The sequence below is a fragment of the Floridaenema flaviceps BLCC-F50 genome, from assembly GCF_041929275.2.
GTDB lineage: Bacteria > Cyanobacteriota > Cyanobacteriia > Cyanobacteriales > Aerosakkonemataceae > Floridanema > Floridanema flaviceps.
Window position 1 is genome coordinate 871,941 of sequence record NZ_JBHFNR020000002.1, and the last position, 17,749, is coordinate 889,689.

Annotated in this window: 12 protein-coding genes and 1 pseudogene; 6 read left to right on the forward strand and 7 right to left on the reverse strand. The window is 40.1% G+C overall.

The annotated features are described in order from the left end of the window. Positions 1–52 precede the first annotated feature (52 nt). Positions 53–520, reverse strand: coding sequence for a cyclic nucleotide-binding domain-containing protein (locus ACE1CI_RS24030; RefSeq protein WP_496615756.1), 468 nt, complete (start codon positions 518–520; stop codon positions 53–55). Between the two features lie 94 nt (positions 521–614). Continuing rightward, a complete protein-coding gene (mfd, locus tag ACE1CI_RS24035) occupies positions 615–4,109 on the reverse strand; it encodes a transcription-repair coupling factor (protein ID WP_413267296.1) in 3,495 nt (1,164 codons plus the stop codon). Between the two features lie 153 nt (positions 4,110–4,262). Here mfd and ACE1CI_RS24040 point away from each other — a divergent pair, with 153 nt between their 5' ends. Next, positions 4,263–5,594, forward strand: a complete 1,332-nt coding sequence (locus ACE1CI_RS24040) for a hemolysin family protein (RefSeq protein WP_413267297.1) — start codon at positions 4,263–4,265, stop codon at positions 5,592–5,594. A gap of 39 nt (positions 5,595–5,633) precedes the next feature. After that, positions 5,634–6,668 carry an ion channel gene (locus ACE1CI_RS24045; RefSeq protein WP_413267298.1) on the forward strand — a complete coding sequence of 345 codons (1,035 nt, stop codon included), beginning with the start codon at positions 5,634–5,636 and terminating at the stop codon, positions 6,666–6,668. A gap of 72 nt (positions 6,669–6,740) precedes the next feature. Here the strand turns inward: ACE1CI_RS24045 and ACE1CI_RS24050 are convergent, their stop codons facing one another. After that, entirely contained in the window at positions 6,741–8,219 is a 1,479-nt protein-coding gene (locus tag ACE1CI_RS24050) for a CoA-acylating methylmalonate-semialdehyde dehydrogenase (protein WP_496615758.1), read from the reverse strand. Between the two features lie 162 nt (positions 8,220–8,381). Here ACE1CI_RS24050 and ACE1CI_RS24055 point away from each other — a divergent pair, with 162 nt between their 5' ends. Continuing rightward, a complete protein-coding gene (locus ACE1CI_RS24055) occupies positions 8,382–11,405 on the forward strand; it encodes an ATP-binding protein (RefSeq protein ID WP_413267300.1) in 3,024 nt (1,007 codons plus the stop codon). Positions 11,406–11,491: 86 nt separating this feature from the next. Here the strand turns inward: ACE1CI_RS24055 and ACE1CI_RS24060 are convergent, their stop codons facing one another. The 3 genes from ACE1CI_RS24060 to ACE1CI_RS24070 form a co-directional block, all read right to left on the reverse strand. Continuing rightward, on the reverse strand, positions 11,492–11,830 hold the full coding sequence (locus ACE1CI_RS24060) for a DUF760 domain-containing protein (protein ID WP_496615759.1): 339 nt from the start codon (positions 11,828–11,830) through the stop codon (positions 11,492–11,494). Between the two features lie 236 nt (positions 11,831–12,066). Further along, positions 12,067–13,059 (reverse strand): DMT family transporter, encoded by a 993-nt coding sequence (locus ACE1CI_RS24065; protein ID WP_413267302.1) that lies wholly within the window; start codon positions 13,057–13,059, stop codon positions 12,067–12,069. Positions 13,060–13,069: 10 nt separating this feature from the next. Continuing rightward, on the reverse strand, positions 13,070–13,213 hold the full coding sequence (locus ACE1CI_RS24070) for a hypothetical protein (protein ID WP_413267303.1): 144 nt from the start codon (positions 13,211–13,213) through the stop codon (positions 13,070–13,072). Positions 13,214–13,675: 462 nt separating this feature from the next. Here ACE1CI_RS24070 and ACE1CI_RS24075 point away from each other — a divergent pair. The 3 genes and pseudogenes from ACE1CI_RS24075 to ACE1CI_RS24085 all read left to right on the forward strand — a co-directional run bounded on the left by ACE1CI_RS24075 (position 13,676) and on the right by ACE1CI_RS24085 (position 16,843). Further along, positions 13,676–14,579: pseudogene (locus ACE1CI_RS24075) on the forward strand (hypothetical protein). Positions 14,580–15,206: 627 nt separating this feature from the next. Beyond that, positions 15,207–16,298 (forward strand): glycosyltransferase family 4 protein, encoded by a 1,092-nt coding sequence (locus ACE1CI_RS24080; protein ID WP_413267305.1) that lies wholly within the window; start codon positions 15,207–15,209, stop codon positions 16,296–16,298. Positions 16,299–16,621: 323 nt separating this feature from the next. Then, the gene (locus ACE1CI_RS24085; protein WP_496615762.1) at positions 16,622–16,843 is read left to right on the forward strand and encodes a hypothetical protein; all 222 of its coding nucleotides are present in this window, start codon (positions 16,622–16,624) and stop codon (positions 16,841–16,843) included. A gap of 135 nt (positions 16,844–16,978) precedes the next feature. On the opposite strand, the gene ACE1CI_RS24090 is transcribed toward ACE1CI_RS24085, so the two are convergent. Then, positions 16,979–17,713: a phycocyanobilin:ferredoxin oxidoreductase gene (locus ACE1CI_RS24090; RefSeq protein WP_413267307.1), complete on the reverse strand. Its 735-nt coding sequence runs from the start codon at positions 17,711–17,713 to the stop codon at positions 16,979–16,981. Positions 17,714–17,749: the final 36 nt, after the last annotated feature.

Consider the following 17,749-nt stretch of genomic DNA (forward strand, 5'->3'; position numbering starts at 1 on the left):
AACGAGGACAAAGGAGGTGGAACCTCCTTTGAGTGCAAGATCTGAGTTAGACTCAAGCTGACTTTTTCAATTTTAAGTAAAACAGTTCTTCGGAAGCGCCGAAAAGTCGATTAAATTTGCGAATTCTTTGGGCAAGAAGTTGAATAATATGGATAGCAATATCAGGACTTTGCTTAATTGCTTGATAAACTTGTTGCCCAGTTAAAACTAAACATTTAGACTCTTCAACAGCAGTAGCAGAAGCCGATCGCGTCCGAGATTCAAATAACGCCATTTCCCCAAAATAACTACCCGGTTCTAAATAAGCAAGAGTGAAATCGTCTAAATGTACCTTGACCTTACCAGAAACCAAAATATAAAGAAATTGTCCCTCATCACCTTTAGTAAAAATTGTCTGATTAGCAGGAAACACAACTTCTTCTAAACTCTTAGCGAGTTCTGGTAAAAAATCATTATGTTCAATTTCTTGAAAAATAGCCACTTCCTGAAGGAAGCGCAGACGAGTTTCTAAAGTTGTCATTTGTCCTTTGTCATTTATCATTGGTCAGGTACGTTGTTGCGCTTTAGCGCTCTTATAACAATTCTTGATAAGAGCGCTAAAGCGCAACAACGTACTAATTAAGAGCGAGTTCAGGTTCTAGTAACGCTCCCTGCATTTTGCTTAACCAATCGATTAAACTTTGTAATTGTTTATCAGCACTTACCACACCTAAGCCTCGAATAGTTATTTTACCCGGAGTAAAGACAAAACGCGATCGCAAATTTTCCGGCAAATTCCCCGCTAAGATATTCCAAGCTGGTTCCTCCATTTTAGTTTCCAAAATAACGTGCTGTTTCCCATCAGGTTTGATGCGCGAAAAACCTAATTTCCGCGCCACTTGTTTGAGTTCCATAACTCTTAACAATTGTCTTGCAGCAGGGGGAACATTGCCATAACGATCGCTCCATTCCGCCACAATTTGCTCTAATTCTTCTTTCGATTTAGCCGCAGCGACCGATCGATAAGCGCTCATCTTTTGGTCTATATCAGTGATATAATCAGACGGAATAAACGCCGTCAAAGACAGATCGATTTGCGTATCATCAACTTGAGGAATTTCTTGACCGCGAATTTCTTGAATCGCCTCTTGTAACATTTCTGTATAGAGGTCAAAACCGATCGCATTCATTTGTCCCGACTGTTCCGCACCCAACAAATTACCAACGCCACGAATTTCCATATCGCGCATTGCTAATTGATAACCGGAACCTAATTGAGTAAATTCTTGAATAGCTCTTAAACGTTGACGCGCCGCCTCAGAAAGTTGACTTTTCTTCGGATAAAATAACCAAGCGTGTGCTTGAATTCCTGCACGACCAACTCTTCCTCGTAATTGATAAAGTTGAGCTAAACCGAATTTTTGTGCATCTTCAATCAGGATAGTATTAACGCGAGGAATATCTAAACCAGACTCAATAATTGTGGTACAAACTAAGATATCCGCTTCGCCATTGCTGAAGGTTAACATTGTGGATTCTAACTCAGCTTCATCGAGTTGACCATGAGCGATCGCAATTCGCGCACCGGGAACCATTTCCCTTATTTTTGTCGCTGTTTCTTCAATTCCTTCTATTCTGGGAACCACATAAAATATTTGTCCACCGCGATCGAGTTCTTGGCGAATTGCTGTTCTTACCGCTTCAGGATCGTAAGGTGCAAGATGTGTTTTAATCGGACGACGGGAAGGAGGCGGAGTTGTAATTAAACTCATTTCTCTAATTCCCGACAGCGACATATATAAAGTTCTGGGAATTGGAGTTGCGGTCAAAGTTAATACGTCAACTTGCGTTTTTAAACTCTTAATTTTCTCCTTTTGATTAACCCCAAACCTCTGTTCTTCATCCACCACCAACAAACCTAAATCTCGGTAAGCGATAGTTTTACCTAACAGTTGTTGAGTTCCCACAACTATATCTAATTCACCCGTTGCGAGGCGGCGAATAATATCGCGTTTTTCCTCTTCGGTACGGAATCTATTCAACAAACCGACGTTAATGGGATAAGGAGCAAAACGCTCTTTTAAGGTGTGATAATGTTGCTGAGTTAAAACTGTTGTTGGTGCTAAAACCGCAACTTGTTTACCAGCAGTCACCGCTTTAAAAATTGCGCGAATTGCAACTTCGGTTTTCCCAAAACCAACATCACCACAAACCAAACGATCCATTGGTCGAGGAGATTCCATATCCCGTTTGACATCTTGGGTTGCTTTTAATTGATCCGGGGTTGGTTGGTAAGGGAAAGAATCCTCCATTTCTTCTTGCCAAGGACTATCAACGGGATAAGTAAAACCTTCCTGTTGAGCGCGTTGAGCGTATAATTTCAGTAAATCAACTGCCAGTTTCTTAATTGCTTTGCGAACTTTTGACTTGGTATTTTCCCAAGCTTTTCCGGTCATTTTGTTTAATTCCGGGGGTTTATCTGTCGTACTTCTAAATCTCGACAAACCACCCAATTGATCCGCCGCTACTCTGAGTAAACCATCAGCATATTGCACTACCAAATATTCGCGAGTTTCATTATTAATTGTTAGTTTTTCTAACTTAAGAAACTTGCCAATTCCGTGACTTTTATGCACTACATAATCACCCGCTTGTAACTTGTTCGGGTCAACTTGTTTAGAAGCTGCACGTCGCCGCTTGCGAATATAACTTGGTGTAGCTAAAGAATGCTGTCCGTAAAATTCGCGATCGGTCACAACAACCAAGCGAAAAGTCGGCAAAATAAACCCTTCCAACTCCGCCAAACCGGAATATTTCACCGCCACAGGCGTATGCTGAATCTGTAACTTTTCGATTGCTTGAAAATCGCGAGGATTCGGAACAAATTGCGCCGGACAATCATGTTCTTGCAACAAAGCAACCGATCGCGAAGGTTGCGCCGAAACAATCCAAATTGCAAAATTCCGTTCCCTTTCTTGCCGTAAAGTTTCCGCCAACTTAGCAAACTGATGGGGAGTCGCCGGAACCGGACGACTAGACAAATTCAGCGAAGAATCTTCCGCAATTTCCGACAAATCTACCCGATGAAACCGCGAACCATTCCCCAAACAACTCTCAAAAGAACAATGCAACTTAGGAATAGTAGATCCATCCCCAGTCCCCAGTCCCCAGTCCCTAGTCCCTGACTTCCACTGTTCCTCAACCGCATTAAACCAAACAGCATTGTGCGCCTCACACTGTTCCGGTTCATCAACAGCAATCAAAGTATTATCCGGCAAATAATCCAACAAACAAGCAGGTTCCGCAAAAGCCGATCGCAACAACCGCCAAACCTCTTCTTTCTCTTCTTTGTCTTCTTCCTCTTCCTTCGCGTCCTTCGCGTCTTCGCGGTTCAATTCCCCCACAACTCCCCGATAAATCGCCGCAAAATCCGTCGGAGTCAACAATAAACGCTCAATTTTATCCAAAGAACGCTGAGTAGAAGGATCAAACTCCCGAATCTTCTCCAAATCATCGCCAAACCACTCCAACCTAACAGGTAACTCAGCCGAAACCGGAAAAACATCAATAATATCTCCCCGACGACTCCATTGACCTTCAGTTTCCACCAAAGAAACCCGTTCATAACCCATAAGCGCCAACTTTCGGGAAAAATCATCCAAATCCGTGCTTTCTCCCAACTTCAGAGTCAAACAATACTCTTGAAAAACGTTTGATGGTGGCAAATGGGGTTGAAGCGATCGCTCAGTCGCCACGATCGCCATTTTACCCGCTGACTCACCCACCAACCCATGACTAACCAAATCCGATAAAACCTGCATTTGTCCCCAAGTCATCTCCGACTCTGGCGCTAATGGTTCGTAGGGAGAAGCTTCCGAAGTCGGGTAAAAATGCACCGTTTGCCAACCCATTGCTTCTAACTGCGCCGTCCAACGTCCCGCCTCTTCCAAAGTAGCGGTAACGACGAACAGGTTTTTTGCCGCAGTTTGCGCGATCGTCGAAGCAACTAAACCCTTGGGAAGACGCGGAACACCGCTCAACCTGAGATGCTGTTGTCGGTTAAGCTTGGTGAGAATTTCGTTAGTCAGTGGCGATCGGCCTAAAGCACGGATAATCGAAGAAAAGGTCATTGGATTTTGGATTTAAGGGTTGAAGAATTCGCTCTACGTCTACTACAGATTATTTTAAATAAGGAAACCCCCTGATTTGGCAGTTTTGGAAGTAGATTATCGGCTCATCTGATTTAGCATTTAATTAGTTTTTGCTTAATATTCTCAGATTCCATGTCTTTTACTACTGATTTTCTGATTATCTTACTTTTGATAGTGTCTAACGGCTTTCTGGTGATGTCGGAGATGGCGATCGTCTCCTCGCGCAAGGTACGCTTGCAACAGATGGCTACCCGCGACAACAAAGCTGAACTCGCTTTGTCCTTGGCAAATGCGCCGAATCAATTTCTCCCCACAGTCCAAATTGGCATTACTTTGTTGAGCATTGTTTCTGGTGCTTTTGGTGAAACGACGATTTCTCGGTATTTAAGACCAATTTTAACTAGTATCCCGTTTCTCAGATCTTACGCAGAGACGATCGCTTCCGTAATTGCCATTTTAATTATTACTTATTTAACTTTAATTATCGGTGAATTAGTGCCGAAACGCATGGCATTAAATAGTCCCGAACCCATTGCCGCAATTGTTGCCATACCAATGCGATTTTTGGCGATGATTACTGCGCCTTTTGTTTATTTTTTAGGTGCTTCCACTCAGTTAGTAGTGCGAGTTTTGGGAATTACTCCTTCTGCGGAACCCGAAGTAACAGAAGAAGAAATTAAAGTTTTAATTGAACAAGGAACGGAAGCGGGAACTTTTGAAGAAGCGGAACAAGATATGGTAGAAAGGGTGTTTCGCTTAGGCGATCGACCAGTCAGTGCGTTAATGACACCCAGACCGGAAATTGTTTGGTTAAATATTGAAGATTCCGCAGAAGTGAATCGGCAAAAAATTACTAATAGCGAACATTCTCGCTTTCCGGTCTGCCAAAGAGAATTAGATAATGTCCTTGGTGTGTTACCAGTAACCGACATACTTTCTCGCTGTTTAAATTCTCAACCTTTAGATTTATCTAGCTCTTTGCGCCGACCTTTATTTGTTCCCGAAAGTACCAGAGGGTTAAAAATTCTGGAAATGTTTAAACAGACAGGTACTCATATTGTGTTTGTGGTTGATGAATATGGGGTAATTCAAGGTTTAGTTACTCTCAATGATATTTTAGTAGAAATTGTTGGTGATATTCCTTCAGTTTATGATGCTGATGAACCCTCAGCTGTGCAACGGGATGATGGTTCTTGGTTAATTGATGGAATGTTATCTGTAGATGAATTTTTAGAGAGGTTTGAAATTGAAGAATTGACTAGTGAAGAAAGAGGCAGTTACAACACAATGGGTGGTTTAGTCATGGCACATTTAGGCAAAATTCCCACCGCTACCGATAAATTTGAGTGGAAAGGTTTTTGTTTTGAAGTAGTAGATATGGATGGCAACCGAGTTGATAAAATTTTGGTGGTACCGATCGCTAATTCAGATAATCAAGAATCTAGAAATTCCCCAGTAGAATAAACTTAGCTTTTAAGTATTCTTAATCAAGGAGTCAATAATTTGCAACGAAAAAAAGAGCCAGATCCTACCTTTCCAATTTCTAGCCAAAGGTTCTGGTACTTTTTACAACGGGAAAAGCTCGATCGCCTAATTTTACTTCTGCTAATTATCCTGGGATTTAGTTCGATCGGTTTATCGTTCTTAGAACCCAATTTGTCAATTACAGATGCTTTGTGGTGGAGTATTGTTACTTTAACCACTGTTGGTTATGGTGACATTACACCCACCACATTTTGGGGTAGGTTAATTGCGATCGTCAATATGTTTTGTGGTATTGGCATTTTGGCTACCTTCAGCGCTACTATTGCCAGCATTTTAGTAGATAGAAAAATCAAAGAAGATCGAGGTATGACCAATTTTCAAGTTAAGAGTCACATCATATTATGCGAATGGAATTATCGCGCTAAATTAATTTTAAATGAATTGCGTTGTGACAGTCAAACAAAAACAGCCCCCATAGTTTTAATTGCCAATATTGACAGTAAACCAGTTGATGATAAATATTTATTTTTTATCCAAGGTCAAGTATCTGACGACACTTTAAATCGTGCTAATCTAGCTGAGGCTAAAACTGTCATAATTTTAGGTGATGACAGTTTAGATAATTTGGCTCGTGATGCGAAAGTTATTCTCTCTACCTTAACAGTAGAAAGTATTAATCGTAATGCTTACACAATTGTAGAATTAGTAGATTCAGCTTATATTCAAACCTGTAAAAGAGCTAACGCCGATGAAATAATTGTCAGCAGTGAGTTAAGTAGTATGCTGATTTACCAAGCTAGTATTAATCATGGTATTACTCAGGTAGTTTCAGATATTTTCAGTTCTCAAGACGGTAATCAAATTTATAAGATTCCTTTGCCTAAAGATAAAATTGGTCTGACATTTTTGGAAGTTTTTATCTATATGAAACAACACCATCAAAGTACTGTAATAGCTGTGCAAAAAGACGAAGAAGGAGAAGTAATTTCTAACCCTCCAACACATTACATATTGACAGAATATGACTATCTAATTGTCATTGCTCCCAATTAAAATTAATATCAGGCACGTTGTTGCGCTTCAGCGCTATCTATAAGAGCGCTGAAGCGCAACAACGTACCCGTTTTAAAATTGTCTTGACCAATCTTTCGGCCAACGTTCTACAATTACTTTGGTTTGGGTGAAAAATTCTACAGCGTCTCTTCCTTGTCCGTGTAAGTCCCCGAAGAAACTCGCTTTCCAACCGCTAAAAGGAAAGAATGCCATTGGCGCAGCTACGCCGATATTAATGCCAATATTACCAGCTTCGGCTTCATAGCGGAATTTTCGGGCAGCGGCACCATTTGTAGTGAATAAACAAGCCATATTTCCCCATTCGCCGCTGTTGATAAATGCGATCGCATCCTCAACAGTATCTAAGTGAATTAAACCTAACACTGGGCCAAAAATTTCTGTCTGGGCAATTTCTCCTTTGGGGTTAATGTTTTGCAGAATTGTCGGTTTAATAAAGTTACCTTTTTCATAACCAGAAATTTGCGGGTTTCTGCCATCTACTAATAAATTTCCCCCTTCATCAATACCCACTTGAATTAAATTTTCAATTCTTTGTTTGCTTTCAGGAGAAATTACAGGGCCCATCTCTACGTTAGGATCTAAACCGTATCCTACCACGCGCTTCGATGCAGCATTGGCGATCGCCTCTGTAAAAGTATTTTTTGCCTCTCCAACTGTCACCGCCAAAGATGCTGCTAAACAACGTTGTCCCGCACAACCAAAAGCACTATCAGCCGCAATTTTTACCGTTGTTTCTATCTCCGCATCTGGTAAAACTATAATCGGATTTTTCGCCCCGCCTTGGCATTGCACGCGCTTCCCATTAGCAGCGGCGCGACTATAAATATACTTAGCAACTGGTGTGGAACCAACAAAACTAATTGCCCGAACCGTAGGATGATCTAAAATAGCATCTACGGCTTCTTTAGCACCGTTGACTAAATTTACTACTCCTTTTGGTAGTTGCGTTTGCTCTAACAATTGGAAAATTTTTTCCATTGTCAAAGGTACTTTTTCCGAAGGTTTCACAATTACCGTATTTCCACAAGCAATGGAATATGGTAAAAACCAAAAAGGAATCATTCCCGGAAAGTTAAAAGGGCAAATTATCGCCGTGACTCCCACAGGTTGACGAATCATAAATTCATCTATGCCACGCGCCACATCTTCTAAGTTGTATCCCTGCATTAACATGGGAATACCACAGGCGACTTCCACATTTTCGATCGCCCTTCGCAATTCACCTTTAGATTCGGTTAATGTTTTACCGCACTCAACAGTTATGGTTTCTGCTAAATCTGAAAAACTGGTTTCTAAGAGGTTTTTTAATTTAAATAAATACTGCACTCGTTCTGTTGGCGGAGTCTGTCGCCACACTTTTCCCGCTGTTGCTGCGGCTGCAACTGCTGCATTTACCTCAGTTGCGGGTGACAATGGTACTGTACCCAGGACTTCTGTTGTGGCGGGGTTAACAACTTTTAAGTAGTTGCTGGCGCTAGATATCTGCCATTCCCCATTAATATAGTTTTTGAGAGGCTGATTTACTGTCACGGTTAACCTTTGCTCTTACTGGCAAAATTGTACTTAGTTGCTTCACACCTTTTGGTAACTAAATGTTCTATTTGACAACTTAGGTACCTAACTTATGTTAAAAAGGAATCATAGCCTTGTTTTTTTCTACAACAGCATTTATTTCTTCATAATTTCTTTAAAATGGATCTTACAGAGTTCGTTTCCTCAGAATTAGTTGATTTAACAAATTGCGAGCTACAGGCTATCCATACCCCTGGTTACATCCAGCCTCATGGTGTACTGTTAACTCTTCAAGAACCGGATTTAATTATTCTGCAAGCTAGTCAGAACACAGATGAATTTTTGGGTATCCCGGCAGAATCATTAATTAATCATAGTTTAGGTCAGTTCCTAAATCAAGCTCAACTGAATCAATTACAGGAATATATAGCCACAGGAAATATAGATATATATAATCCGCTAAATCTCTCCATCAAAACTGTTGACTCCCACAAAGAGGTTGAATGTATAATTCATCGCTCCGAAGGAGTTTTAATTTTAGAAATGGAGCAATGCTTAGTTAAAAAGCAATTTTCTGCCCTCAGCTTTTACCATATAGCTAAGGCAGCAATTACGAATATTAAAAGAGCCAATAGTTTCCAGGAAATGACTGAATTATTAGCTCAAGAAGTGAGAAAAATCACAGGTTATGACCGAGTAATGATTTATCAATTTGAGCCAGATGAAAGTGGTATAGTAATTGCTGAAAATAAACGAGAAGGATTAGAACCTTTTTTAGGTTTACATTATCCTGCGTCTGACATTCCCAAACAAGCCCGACAGTTATATTATCGAAACTGGCTCAGATTAATCGTTGATGTTAACTATCAGCCAGTACCAATTATCCCCAAAGATAATCCTGTCACAAATACTCCTCTAAATTTAAGTTTATCAGTTCTCAGAAGTGTGTCTCCTATTCACCTAGAATACTTGCAAAACATGGGAGTTGCAGCATCTTTATGTACTTCGTTAATTACAGATAAAAAACTTTGGGGGCTAATAGTTTGTCATCATTGTTCGCCCCGATATGTAAATTATGAGATTCGTAAAGTATGTGAATTACTTGGGCAAGTAATGTCACTAGAAATTGTCAATAAACAACAACAAGAATTTAAAAGATATAGCGAAAAAATCAAAGTGATTCAGGAAGAACTAAAAAGTCTATTATTAGTTAACAATGTTAATGCTCAGATTTTCAGGGAAAAACAAAATAGTTTATTAGAACTAGTCAATGCTCAAGGTGCGATTATCTGTTTTGGTGAAAATTTAACTTTAGTTGGTAAAACCCCAACCAGAGAACAAAGCCAAGGTATAATTAATTGGTTACAACATTACAGCCAAAAAGAAGTATTTCATACAAACTGCCTTTCCCAAGTTTATCCCGCAGCGAAGCAAATCAAAGAATCAACCAGCGGTTTATTAGCAATTTCTATTTTTGTTGATGATATTACTTACCAAATAATTTGGTTAAGACCAGAAGTAATTCAAACAGTAAACTGGGGAGGAAATCCGAATGAACCTCTCATAATTAAAGATGATAGAAAAGATGATGGAATTATACATCTTTCGCCCCGTAATTCTTTTGAACTGTGGAAAGAAACAGTTAGAGAAAAATCTTTGCCTTGGAGACAAATTGAGATTGATGCTGCCGCAGAATTACGCAACGCTTTAATGTTTGCAGTTTTAAAATTTTACCAGTCAGCATTGCAACAAGCCGCAGTGGAAGCCCAAGCCGCTAACCGTGCCAAAAGTCAATTTTTAGCGAAAATGAGTCACGAATTGCGAACTCCGCTAAATGCAATTTTAGGCTTTACTCAAGTGTTAGCCCTGCATTCTTTAGATGAAGAACAGCAAGAATATTTAGGAATTATTGGGCGCAGTGGCGAACATTTGCTTTCCCTAATTAATGATGTTTTAGAAGTTTCTAAAATTGAAGCAGGTTTGGTAACTTTCAATGAAAATTCTTTTAATTTACATCATCTACTAGATGGTTTGGAAGAAATGTTACAGCTAAAAGCGAAATCAAAAAATTTGCAGTTATTATTTTACCGGGAACCAGACCTGCCTCAATATGTAAAAACTGACGAAAGTAAATTACGGCAGGTATTGATTAATTTAATAGCTAATGCTATTAAATTTACCCAACAGGGTACAGTAAAATTGCGAGTAAAAGTTATTGATGGTTCGCGTCAGTTTTATGAGGAAAAATCGGCAATTAAATGCCAACTTTTATTTGAAATAGAAGATACTGGCCCGGGGATATCTTCAGAGGAAGTTACGCATTTATTTGAGCCATTTTTTCAAAGTGAAACAGGCCGAAAATCAATGGAAGGTACAGGCTTAGGCTTACCAATTAGCCGCCAATTTGTCCAATTAATGGGTGGAGATATTAGTATTAGCAGTCAATTAGGTAAAGGTACTACGGTCAAATTTGATGTTAATGTTAATATTGGGATTACTAGCGATCGCCAACCAGAAAATAACTTAGGCAACGTTATTGCCTTAGCACCAAACCAACCCATTTTTCGCCTCTTAATAGTGGAAGATAACAAAGAAAATCGCCAACTTTTGCATAAAGTATTAACATCAGTTGGCTTTGAAGTCTGCAATGCCACTAATGGCAAAGAAGCGATTGATTTATGTAAAAGCTGGCAACCACATTTGATTTGGATGGATGTGCGAATGCCCCAAATGGATGGGTTAGAAGCAACCAAAATAATTAAGCAATTGTGTCAAAAATCATCAAGCCATAACCCAATAATTATTGCGCTGACTGCTAGCGCTTTTGATGAAGATCGCGATCGCATTTTAAACGCTGGTTGTGATGATTTCGTCAGCAAACCTTTCCGCATCCCAGAAATTTTTGCCAAAATTAGCGAACATTTAGGAGTACGTTATTTATACGAAGAAACCACTCCTACTCAGCAAAATCAAACAAGCAAAACAAGAGTGAAAATTAGCGAAAAACTAACAGCGGCTGACCTATCTATCATGTCTGCTGAATGGTTAGCACAACTAAATCACGCCGCTAGCTGTGCCGATGACGAACAAATTCTGGAATTAATTGCAGAAATTACCCCAGAAAAAGCCGAATTAGCCGATAAATTAACAGATTTGGTAAATAACTTTCAATTTGAAGAGATTACCAAATTAACCTGGCAGTAGTGGCCCAAGGCAGAGGGTTCCCAGGAAAAAAGGCTTGTACGGGGCTTTTTCACTTGTTCTTAACTGTATTCTACTGCCACTCTGCATTAGCGATCGGTGTCGCTACTTTCTGTTGCTGCCTGCAAATATCTTTCAAAACCCATTCTTTGTTCGGCATTCCGCAGAAAATAGCCATTCATCATTGCGGAAGCTAACAAGCGTCCCAGGTTTTCTTTTGAGGTAGTAATCATTACGCCAAAGTGATCTGGTGGTAAATTTCCCAGCATCCCCATCAAGTTAGCTTCCATTACCTTAGCCGCTTCCGAGGAAGGCCTGGAAAGTTCGCCGATCACCTCTGGTTGCATAGATTTCACATATTGCCAAAGCAGGTTGTTACCTTCGGCGTTGTCAAAGAAATCAGAGTTTTTGTTTGACAGATCATTCATAGTAGTGTCCTGTCCTTTAATGTTTCGTAATCTCAATTTAACAAAGTACAAAACTTTGTTTCCAGTGAGCACAACCGAACCACAGGTACGGCTTCTTCTACTACCTAAGATGCTGATAACTCTTGCTGCCAAAGATTTAGACGGGCAATCTGAATCAAATTGCTTCTTGATTACCTAAAAATGTCGGATTTCATCCCCCGTTGTAGGGGTAATTCATCCCCCGTTGTAGGGGTAATTCATGAATTACCCCTACTTTCTTCTTTCACCGCTGATTTACTAAGTTGAGCGAAATATATCCCTAATAAAACTACCGCAAAAGCTATCCAACAAGAAACACTTAACCTTTCCGAAAAGATCAGCCAAGCTTGCAGGGAAGTGAGTACGGGATCTAGGAGAAAGGCGATCGCTATAAATCCAGAAGAGAGCATATTTTGACTATAAACAATTAACCCCTGACCAATAATTTGACAAACCAGTGCTAAACCAATTACAAACAGCCATCCTTTCCAAGAATAGGGAAAAATTCTCTCCTGAGTTATCCACAGAATTGGGATAGTTGCTAATGTGGCGATCGCTGAACCCCACATTAAAATTTTATTAGCCGAAAATTTAGTTCTCAGTCTTTCCACAATCAGCAAATATCCCGCTACTAAAATTGCTGAAACTACAGCTGCTAAATCTCCTTGAACTTTGCCTGTTGCCACTTGTAAATCTTCAAATTCAATCACAACTACTCCACTTAAGGCAATCACCATCCCCAAAATGAACTTGTTGTCAAAATGCTTACCAAACAACAGCCAAGCTAGCAAACAAGTAAACAGAGGAGTCAAGTTATGCAATACTGTTGAAATTGCCACACTTGTTTGAGTGATTGACCAAGCCCAAAATAATTGGGACGCGGCAAAAAAAGTTCCATATCCCACAAATAACCAGATATATTTAGTAAAATCTCCACTATTTTTGGGCGATTTTTCTACTTGATCTGGTGCGTACCGACGACGAATCGCTTGTATTCCATTGACTAATCCTAAGCTGGCAGTGCTGATCCATAAACGATTAAATATCGTCGCATAAGGACTCAGTTCTGATTCGCTCAACTTAATAAAAATTGCCGCAAAGGATATGCCAACTATACCAATAAATAAGGAAACAAGCGCTAACCAATTGGGTAATATTTGTGTTAGAGCCTGTTGTTTCGTTAGTTCTAGTCTGATTGCTTTACTTGTCATTGTATTAATTCTATTTAGTAAAGTTAGATAGAATTATTTGGTCGATCGCTACAGAAAATCTACCTTCTTTTGCGATCGCTTTCTTTAACGCTTCCAACTTAAATTTTCCCAGTCCGTTCCCGTTAGGGAACCATATAGTATTATAAGCAACCAACTTTCATTAAAAGTTATAGTAAAATTAATCCTTACTTTTCTTACCTTTCTTACCTTTCTTACCTACGGCGAAAATTACTGATAATTATTTCCAAATTAAAGATTAGGTTGAATCATGGTCGATCGGAACATTTGTTGAACATTTTCACAACATAATTAATAGTGATAGTTTTTTGGGCTACCAACTATTCCCAAAGCACAAGGAAAAAAATATCTGTTCCCTGTTCAGGAGTTCCCTATTCCCTTTCCTAAGTAAAATTTCCCGTTTGATTACCCCTAGCCGTTTTTGAAGCACTTGCCTCCAGTCTGGGGAAGTGTATATTAAATTAGCTAAGCAAATAACATTTTCAGTGAAACTACTGATGTATTTATATTTCTTTAGTTTTATTGACTTTGTTGATGCAATTACCTCTTAAACGGGCATTCTATAAGTAGATACCTAGTTCCCAGTAGGATTAGACTAATGTCAGCTTCCATTATTCTCGTAGATCCCCTGTTAGCCCAAACCCCTGCCAAAAAACCTAATCCCACCGATTCATCATTTGACATTTGGATGGGAGTCTCTGGAGGTTTAGCTTTACTGCTAATAGCTTTGGGTATATATTCCAAGCTTCAGATCGACAAATTGAACAAAAAGGTGAGGTTTGAAGATTTCCGCATCAAAGAACTGGACAAAAAATTAAAGTTAGCCCTGGAAACAATTCGCAAGATGGAAACTAATCCAGACTTGGTTTATTCGAGGGAGTTTAACCTAGATTATTTGCGGATGCGGATGGCAGAAGAAGTATTTCACTTTGCCATTGTCAATCAAATCAAGGTGAAGGTAAAAGAAAAAATAGCCGTCGCTCTCCGCCCCAGCCAAGCTCAACAAACAGCTGTAGGTATTGCTACTGCTTCTGGTAGACAAGTTGATGAAATGTTTGATGTTGAATATGTACCAGTAGAAGGGGTAAAAGCTAAAAAAGGCTGTGTTGTTCCGAATTCAAATTCGGCTGATGAAATTACCCACCCAAGCTACTTCTGCCACAATCAATCAGATTATTGATTGCATTGAAACTTTCTTGAGTCCTAGCGAAGAACAAGATAATTGGCAACCGACAATTCAAGGTCGGATTGTACACATGGAATGGGATCAGAAGGCGAAACCTACACCACTGTTAGTTTTAGAGCAATCTAATGATGGTGTTAATGTTAGCTTTGCCACTCGCAGAGATGTGCCTAAAGCCGCAGGTGGAGCAGCCGCAGCCCCACCGCCACCACCAATGAGACGACCCCCAACACCAGGAGCAGCCAAAGCTCCAGGTAACGGTGCAGGTAAACCAGGCGATCAGCCCGGTAATAAACCAACTAACAAAACAAAGAAATAATCAGATTAATTTCTCTGAGAAATTGATTACTCAGCAGTTCATTAGCTAACAGTAATTCAGGGTGATATTACCAAATTTTCGTTTCTAATCCACCTTTCTGATGCTGTTTTTATCTACTGGGAGGTAGTATTTACCGAACATGAATTACAGTAAAATAAGGAGCCATCTTCCTCTGAACAAAAATATAGACGCATAAACCTTTTTGAATGCTGCTAGGAACATTCGCGACGATTATTTTCTCTCCTCTACCCCAGGGACTCAGGAGCAGGGTTCAGTCAATAACCCAGATGTTTCAACCAGTTTTTCTGGTTAGTTACAAGCCCCATCCCAAAAGTGGGTGGGGCGGTTGACTTAGCTTTGTGTCGGAAGATAGATGGCAACAAGGGTAAAACTGGAAAAAAATCAGTTAGATAAAATACATTTTTTGACTATTTGAGGTAGGAATTTCCCTACTTAGGTGATTGGCCCAGAAGTAATTTGAAAATATAGAATTCAGGTTAAATTCTCGCAAAAGCATGGTGCTTATCGCTAACCCTAGTTTTAGTGCAAGTGAGTCGCTCGATCGCACTCCGAAGTCAAAAAAGCAGGCGCTTCTAACTGGAAATTTTCGATTTTAGGAGGTTTGTTATGCGGATTGCTCAGGTTGCCCCACTCTGGGAAAGAGTGCCACCACCAGCATACGGCGGAATTGAATTAGTAGTAAGTCTTTTAACTGATGAGCTAGTTCGGCGGGGTCAGGAAGTAACGCTATTTGCATCAGGAGATTCTATTAGTCTGGCTAAGCTTGAATCTGTACATCCTCGTGCGATTAGACTCGATCCGAGTGTGAAGGAATACGGCGTTTATGAAATGCTGCAACTGAGTCAGGTGTATGAACGGGCATCAGAGTTTGATATCATTCATTCCCATACGGGTGTGACAGCATTACCTTATGCCAAACTGGTGAAAACTCCCACTGTTCATACATTGCATGGAATTTTTACTCCCGACAATGAAAAGATGTTTGCTTATGCGAAAGAGCAACCTTACATCAGCATTTCCCATACCCAAAAAGAATCTAAATTAGGGTTAAATTATGTAGCAACGGTTTACAACGGAATTGACGTTGATAGTCATAAGTTTTATCCCCAACCTGATGAACCACCATATTTAGCTTTTTTGGGTCGGATGTCGCCAGAAAAAGGGCCGCATCATGCGATCGCTATTGCTAAAGCAGTAGGTTTACCATTAAAAATGGCTGGTAAAGTTGATGTGGTTGATGTAGAGTATTTTGAACGAGAAATTAAACCACATATTGACGGCGAACAAATTCAATATTCAGGAGAAGCAAATCACATTCAAAAGAATCAATTAATGGGTAGGGCAATTGCTACTTTATTCCCAATTACTTGGCGCGAACCTTTTGGTTTAGTAATGGTGGAATCTATGGCAGCTGGTACACCAGTAATTGCGATGAATTTAGGTTCAGCTTCCGAAGTTATTGCCGATGGTAAGACAGGTTTCTTGTGCAAGGATGTGGCAGAATGTATTAGCGCTGTGAAGAAGATTGAACAAATCGATCGCCAAACTTGCCGAGAACACATAGTCAATAACTTTAGCGTCAAACAAATGACCGATGGTTACGAAGCAGTTTATCAACAAATTTTAGCTGGAAGATTTGAACGCAGCAACGGACATTTACATACACCAGTTTTACGCCAGACAAATTGGCGACAGTAAACCTGTAACTTTGCTCAATTCCTTTTGCGAGATTTCTGGAATTAAGTAGGTGCAAATAAATAAAGTGATAATAGTTATATGAGGATGGGGCGGGCTCTCCTGCCCACCCCACAAGAAAGCTCTAACTCTTGTGGGGTGGGCAGGAGAGCCCGCCCTAGTTTTCACTTTATTTACATCTACCTACTTAATAGCACCAAAATTTCAGCGCTTTTAGCTACATTCAGTAAAATTGACATCCAAAACTTGCACTAAGTTCTTCTAAACATAGTCACGAAGATTTTACCATCTGTTTTGCAGGGGTAAAAGCAGGGGGTTTTACAGTGATGCCAGAAGAAACTGGTTTGTTAGTTGCACCGCAAAATGTGGAGGCTTTTGCTGGGGCGATCGATCGCATCCTGACCGACGAAATTTGGGCGCAAAAACTCCGCAAACAAGCATCATTAAGAGTGCAACAAAACTTTAGTTGGACAGGTGTTGCAATTCAACTTAGCGATCTCTATCGTCGTCTATCATCCTCAGTTACCGATCGGTCAAACTTTGGGTAAGAGTCTTGTAAAAGCATCATCAGAAAGGCAGAAATTGTGGGGCAGGCAAGATGCCCACCCCACAAGATTTATTGCTTTCTTGTGGGGCAGGCATCCTGCCTGACGAGAGTTTTCACTTTATTTACATTTGTCTAATTAAACAAAATCAAACAAAACAGTAGTCATATAACGTTCTGCCCATTCATTCCCAAAAGCTTTTTCTAAAACTCTGCGGGTTTTATCATTCTTTTGTTGTTTAGTGCAGTAATAACGTTGACCTGTTAAAATTTCCTCGCGGCGTTGTTCGTCAACAGGTTGGGCAATGCTTGCTTGCTGAGAGTGAATTGTTAAAAAGTCGCGAACTCTAGTTAAAAACTGCGTTTCTTCCTCTGGATTTCCCGGACGAATAAATAAACAAAATTCTGAGAAAATATCGCCCCATTCTGGTAAATCTCGCGGTTGGGAAAAGTCGATCGCAGGCAAAGCAGAAAGAGCATTTGTGTAGTTTTCTGGTAAAGTCAGATCGGGGTTAGTTGAAGAGAGATCGACGATCGCAGCGCTAATATTTCCCCTACCGCCAACTAAGTCTGTCCCAAACATCGGTAAAGCATATTCGGGACGGGGAAACATCACGCAATGTAAAATGTCTAAAGAAGCACCCACTTTCGCCAATTCTAAGTGCATTTTGCGAAATTGGGGAGTTTGGTAGCAACGATTTTCGATCGTCAATTTTTCCCCCTCCAGTCGCCCTTCCACATATCCCAAATCTTCTGGGAGGTGATATGGTTCCAATTGTAAGTATTGTTCCCAAGTAGACTCAATACAATCAGCAAGTTGGCGAATTAAAGGGTGTTGTTGTTCCCGCAAGGAAGATTTTACAGTGTGTAACATTATTCGGTTAATAAAAAGTTCAACAATTAAACCTTG

Bases quoted from the DNA above. Each gene is read 5' to 3' on its own strand.
- ACE1CI_RS24080 (WP_413267305.1), top strand. From the start codon at position 15,207: ATGCGGATTGCTCAGGTTGCCCCACTCTGGGAAAGAGTGCCACCACCA.
- mfd (WP_413267296.1), bottom strand. From the start codon at position 4,109: ATGACCTTTTCTTCGATTATCCGTGCTTTAGGCCGATCGCCACTGACT.
- ACE1CI_RS24060 (WP_496615759.1), bottom strand. From the start codon at position 11,830: ATGAATGATCTGTCAAACAAAAACTCTGATTTCTTTGACAACGCCGAA.
- ACE1CI_RS24090 (WP_413267307.1), bottom strand. From the start codon at position 17,713: ATGTTACACACTGTAAAATCTTCCTTGCGGGAACAACAACACCCTTTA.
- ACE1CI_RS24065 (WP_413267302.1), bottom strand. From the start codon at position 13,059: ATGACAAGTAAAGCAATCAGACTAGAACTAACGAAACAACAGGCTCTA.
- ACE1CI_RS24085 (WP_496615762.1), top strand. From the start codon at position 16,622: ATGCCAGAAGAAACTGGTTTGTTAGTTGCACCGCAAAATGTGGAGGCT.
- ACE1CI_RS24030 (WP_496615756.1), bottom strand. From the start codon at position 520: ATGACAACTTTAGAAACTCGTCTGCGCTTCCTTCAGGAAGTGGCTATT.
- ACE1CI_RS24040 (WP_413267297.1), top strand. From the start codon at position 4,263: ATGTCTTTTACTACTGATTTTCTGATTATCTTACTTTTGATAGTGTCT.
- ACE1CI_RS24055 (WP_413267300.1), top strand. From the start codon at position 8,382: ATGGATCTTACAGAGTTCGTTTCCTCAGAATTAGTTGATTTAACAAAT.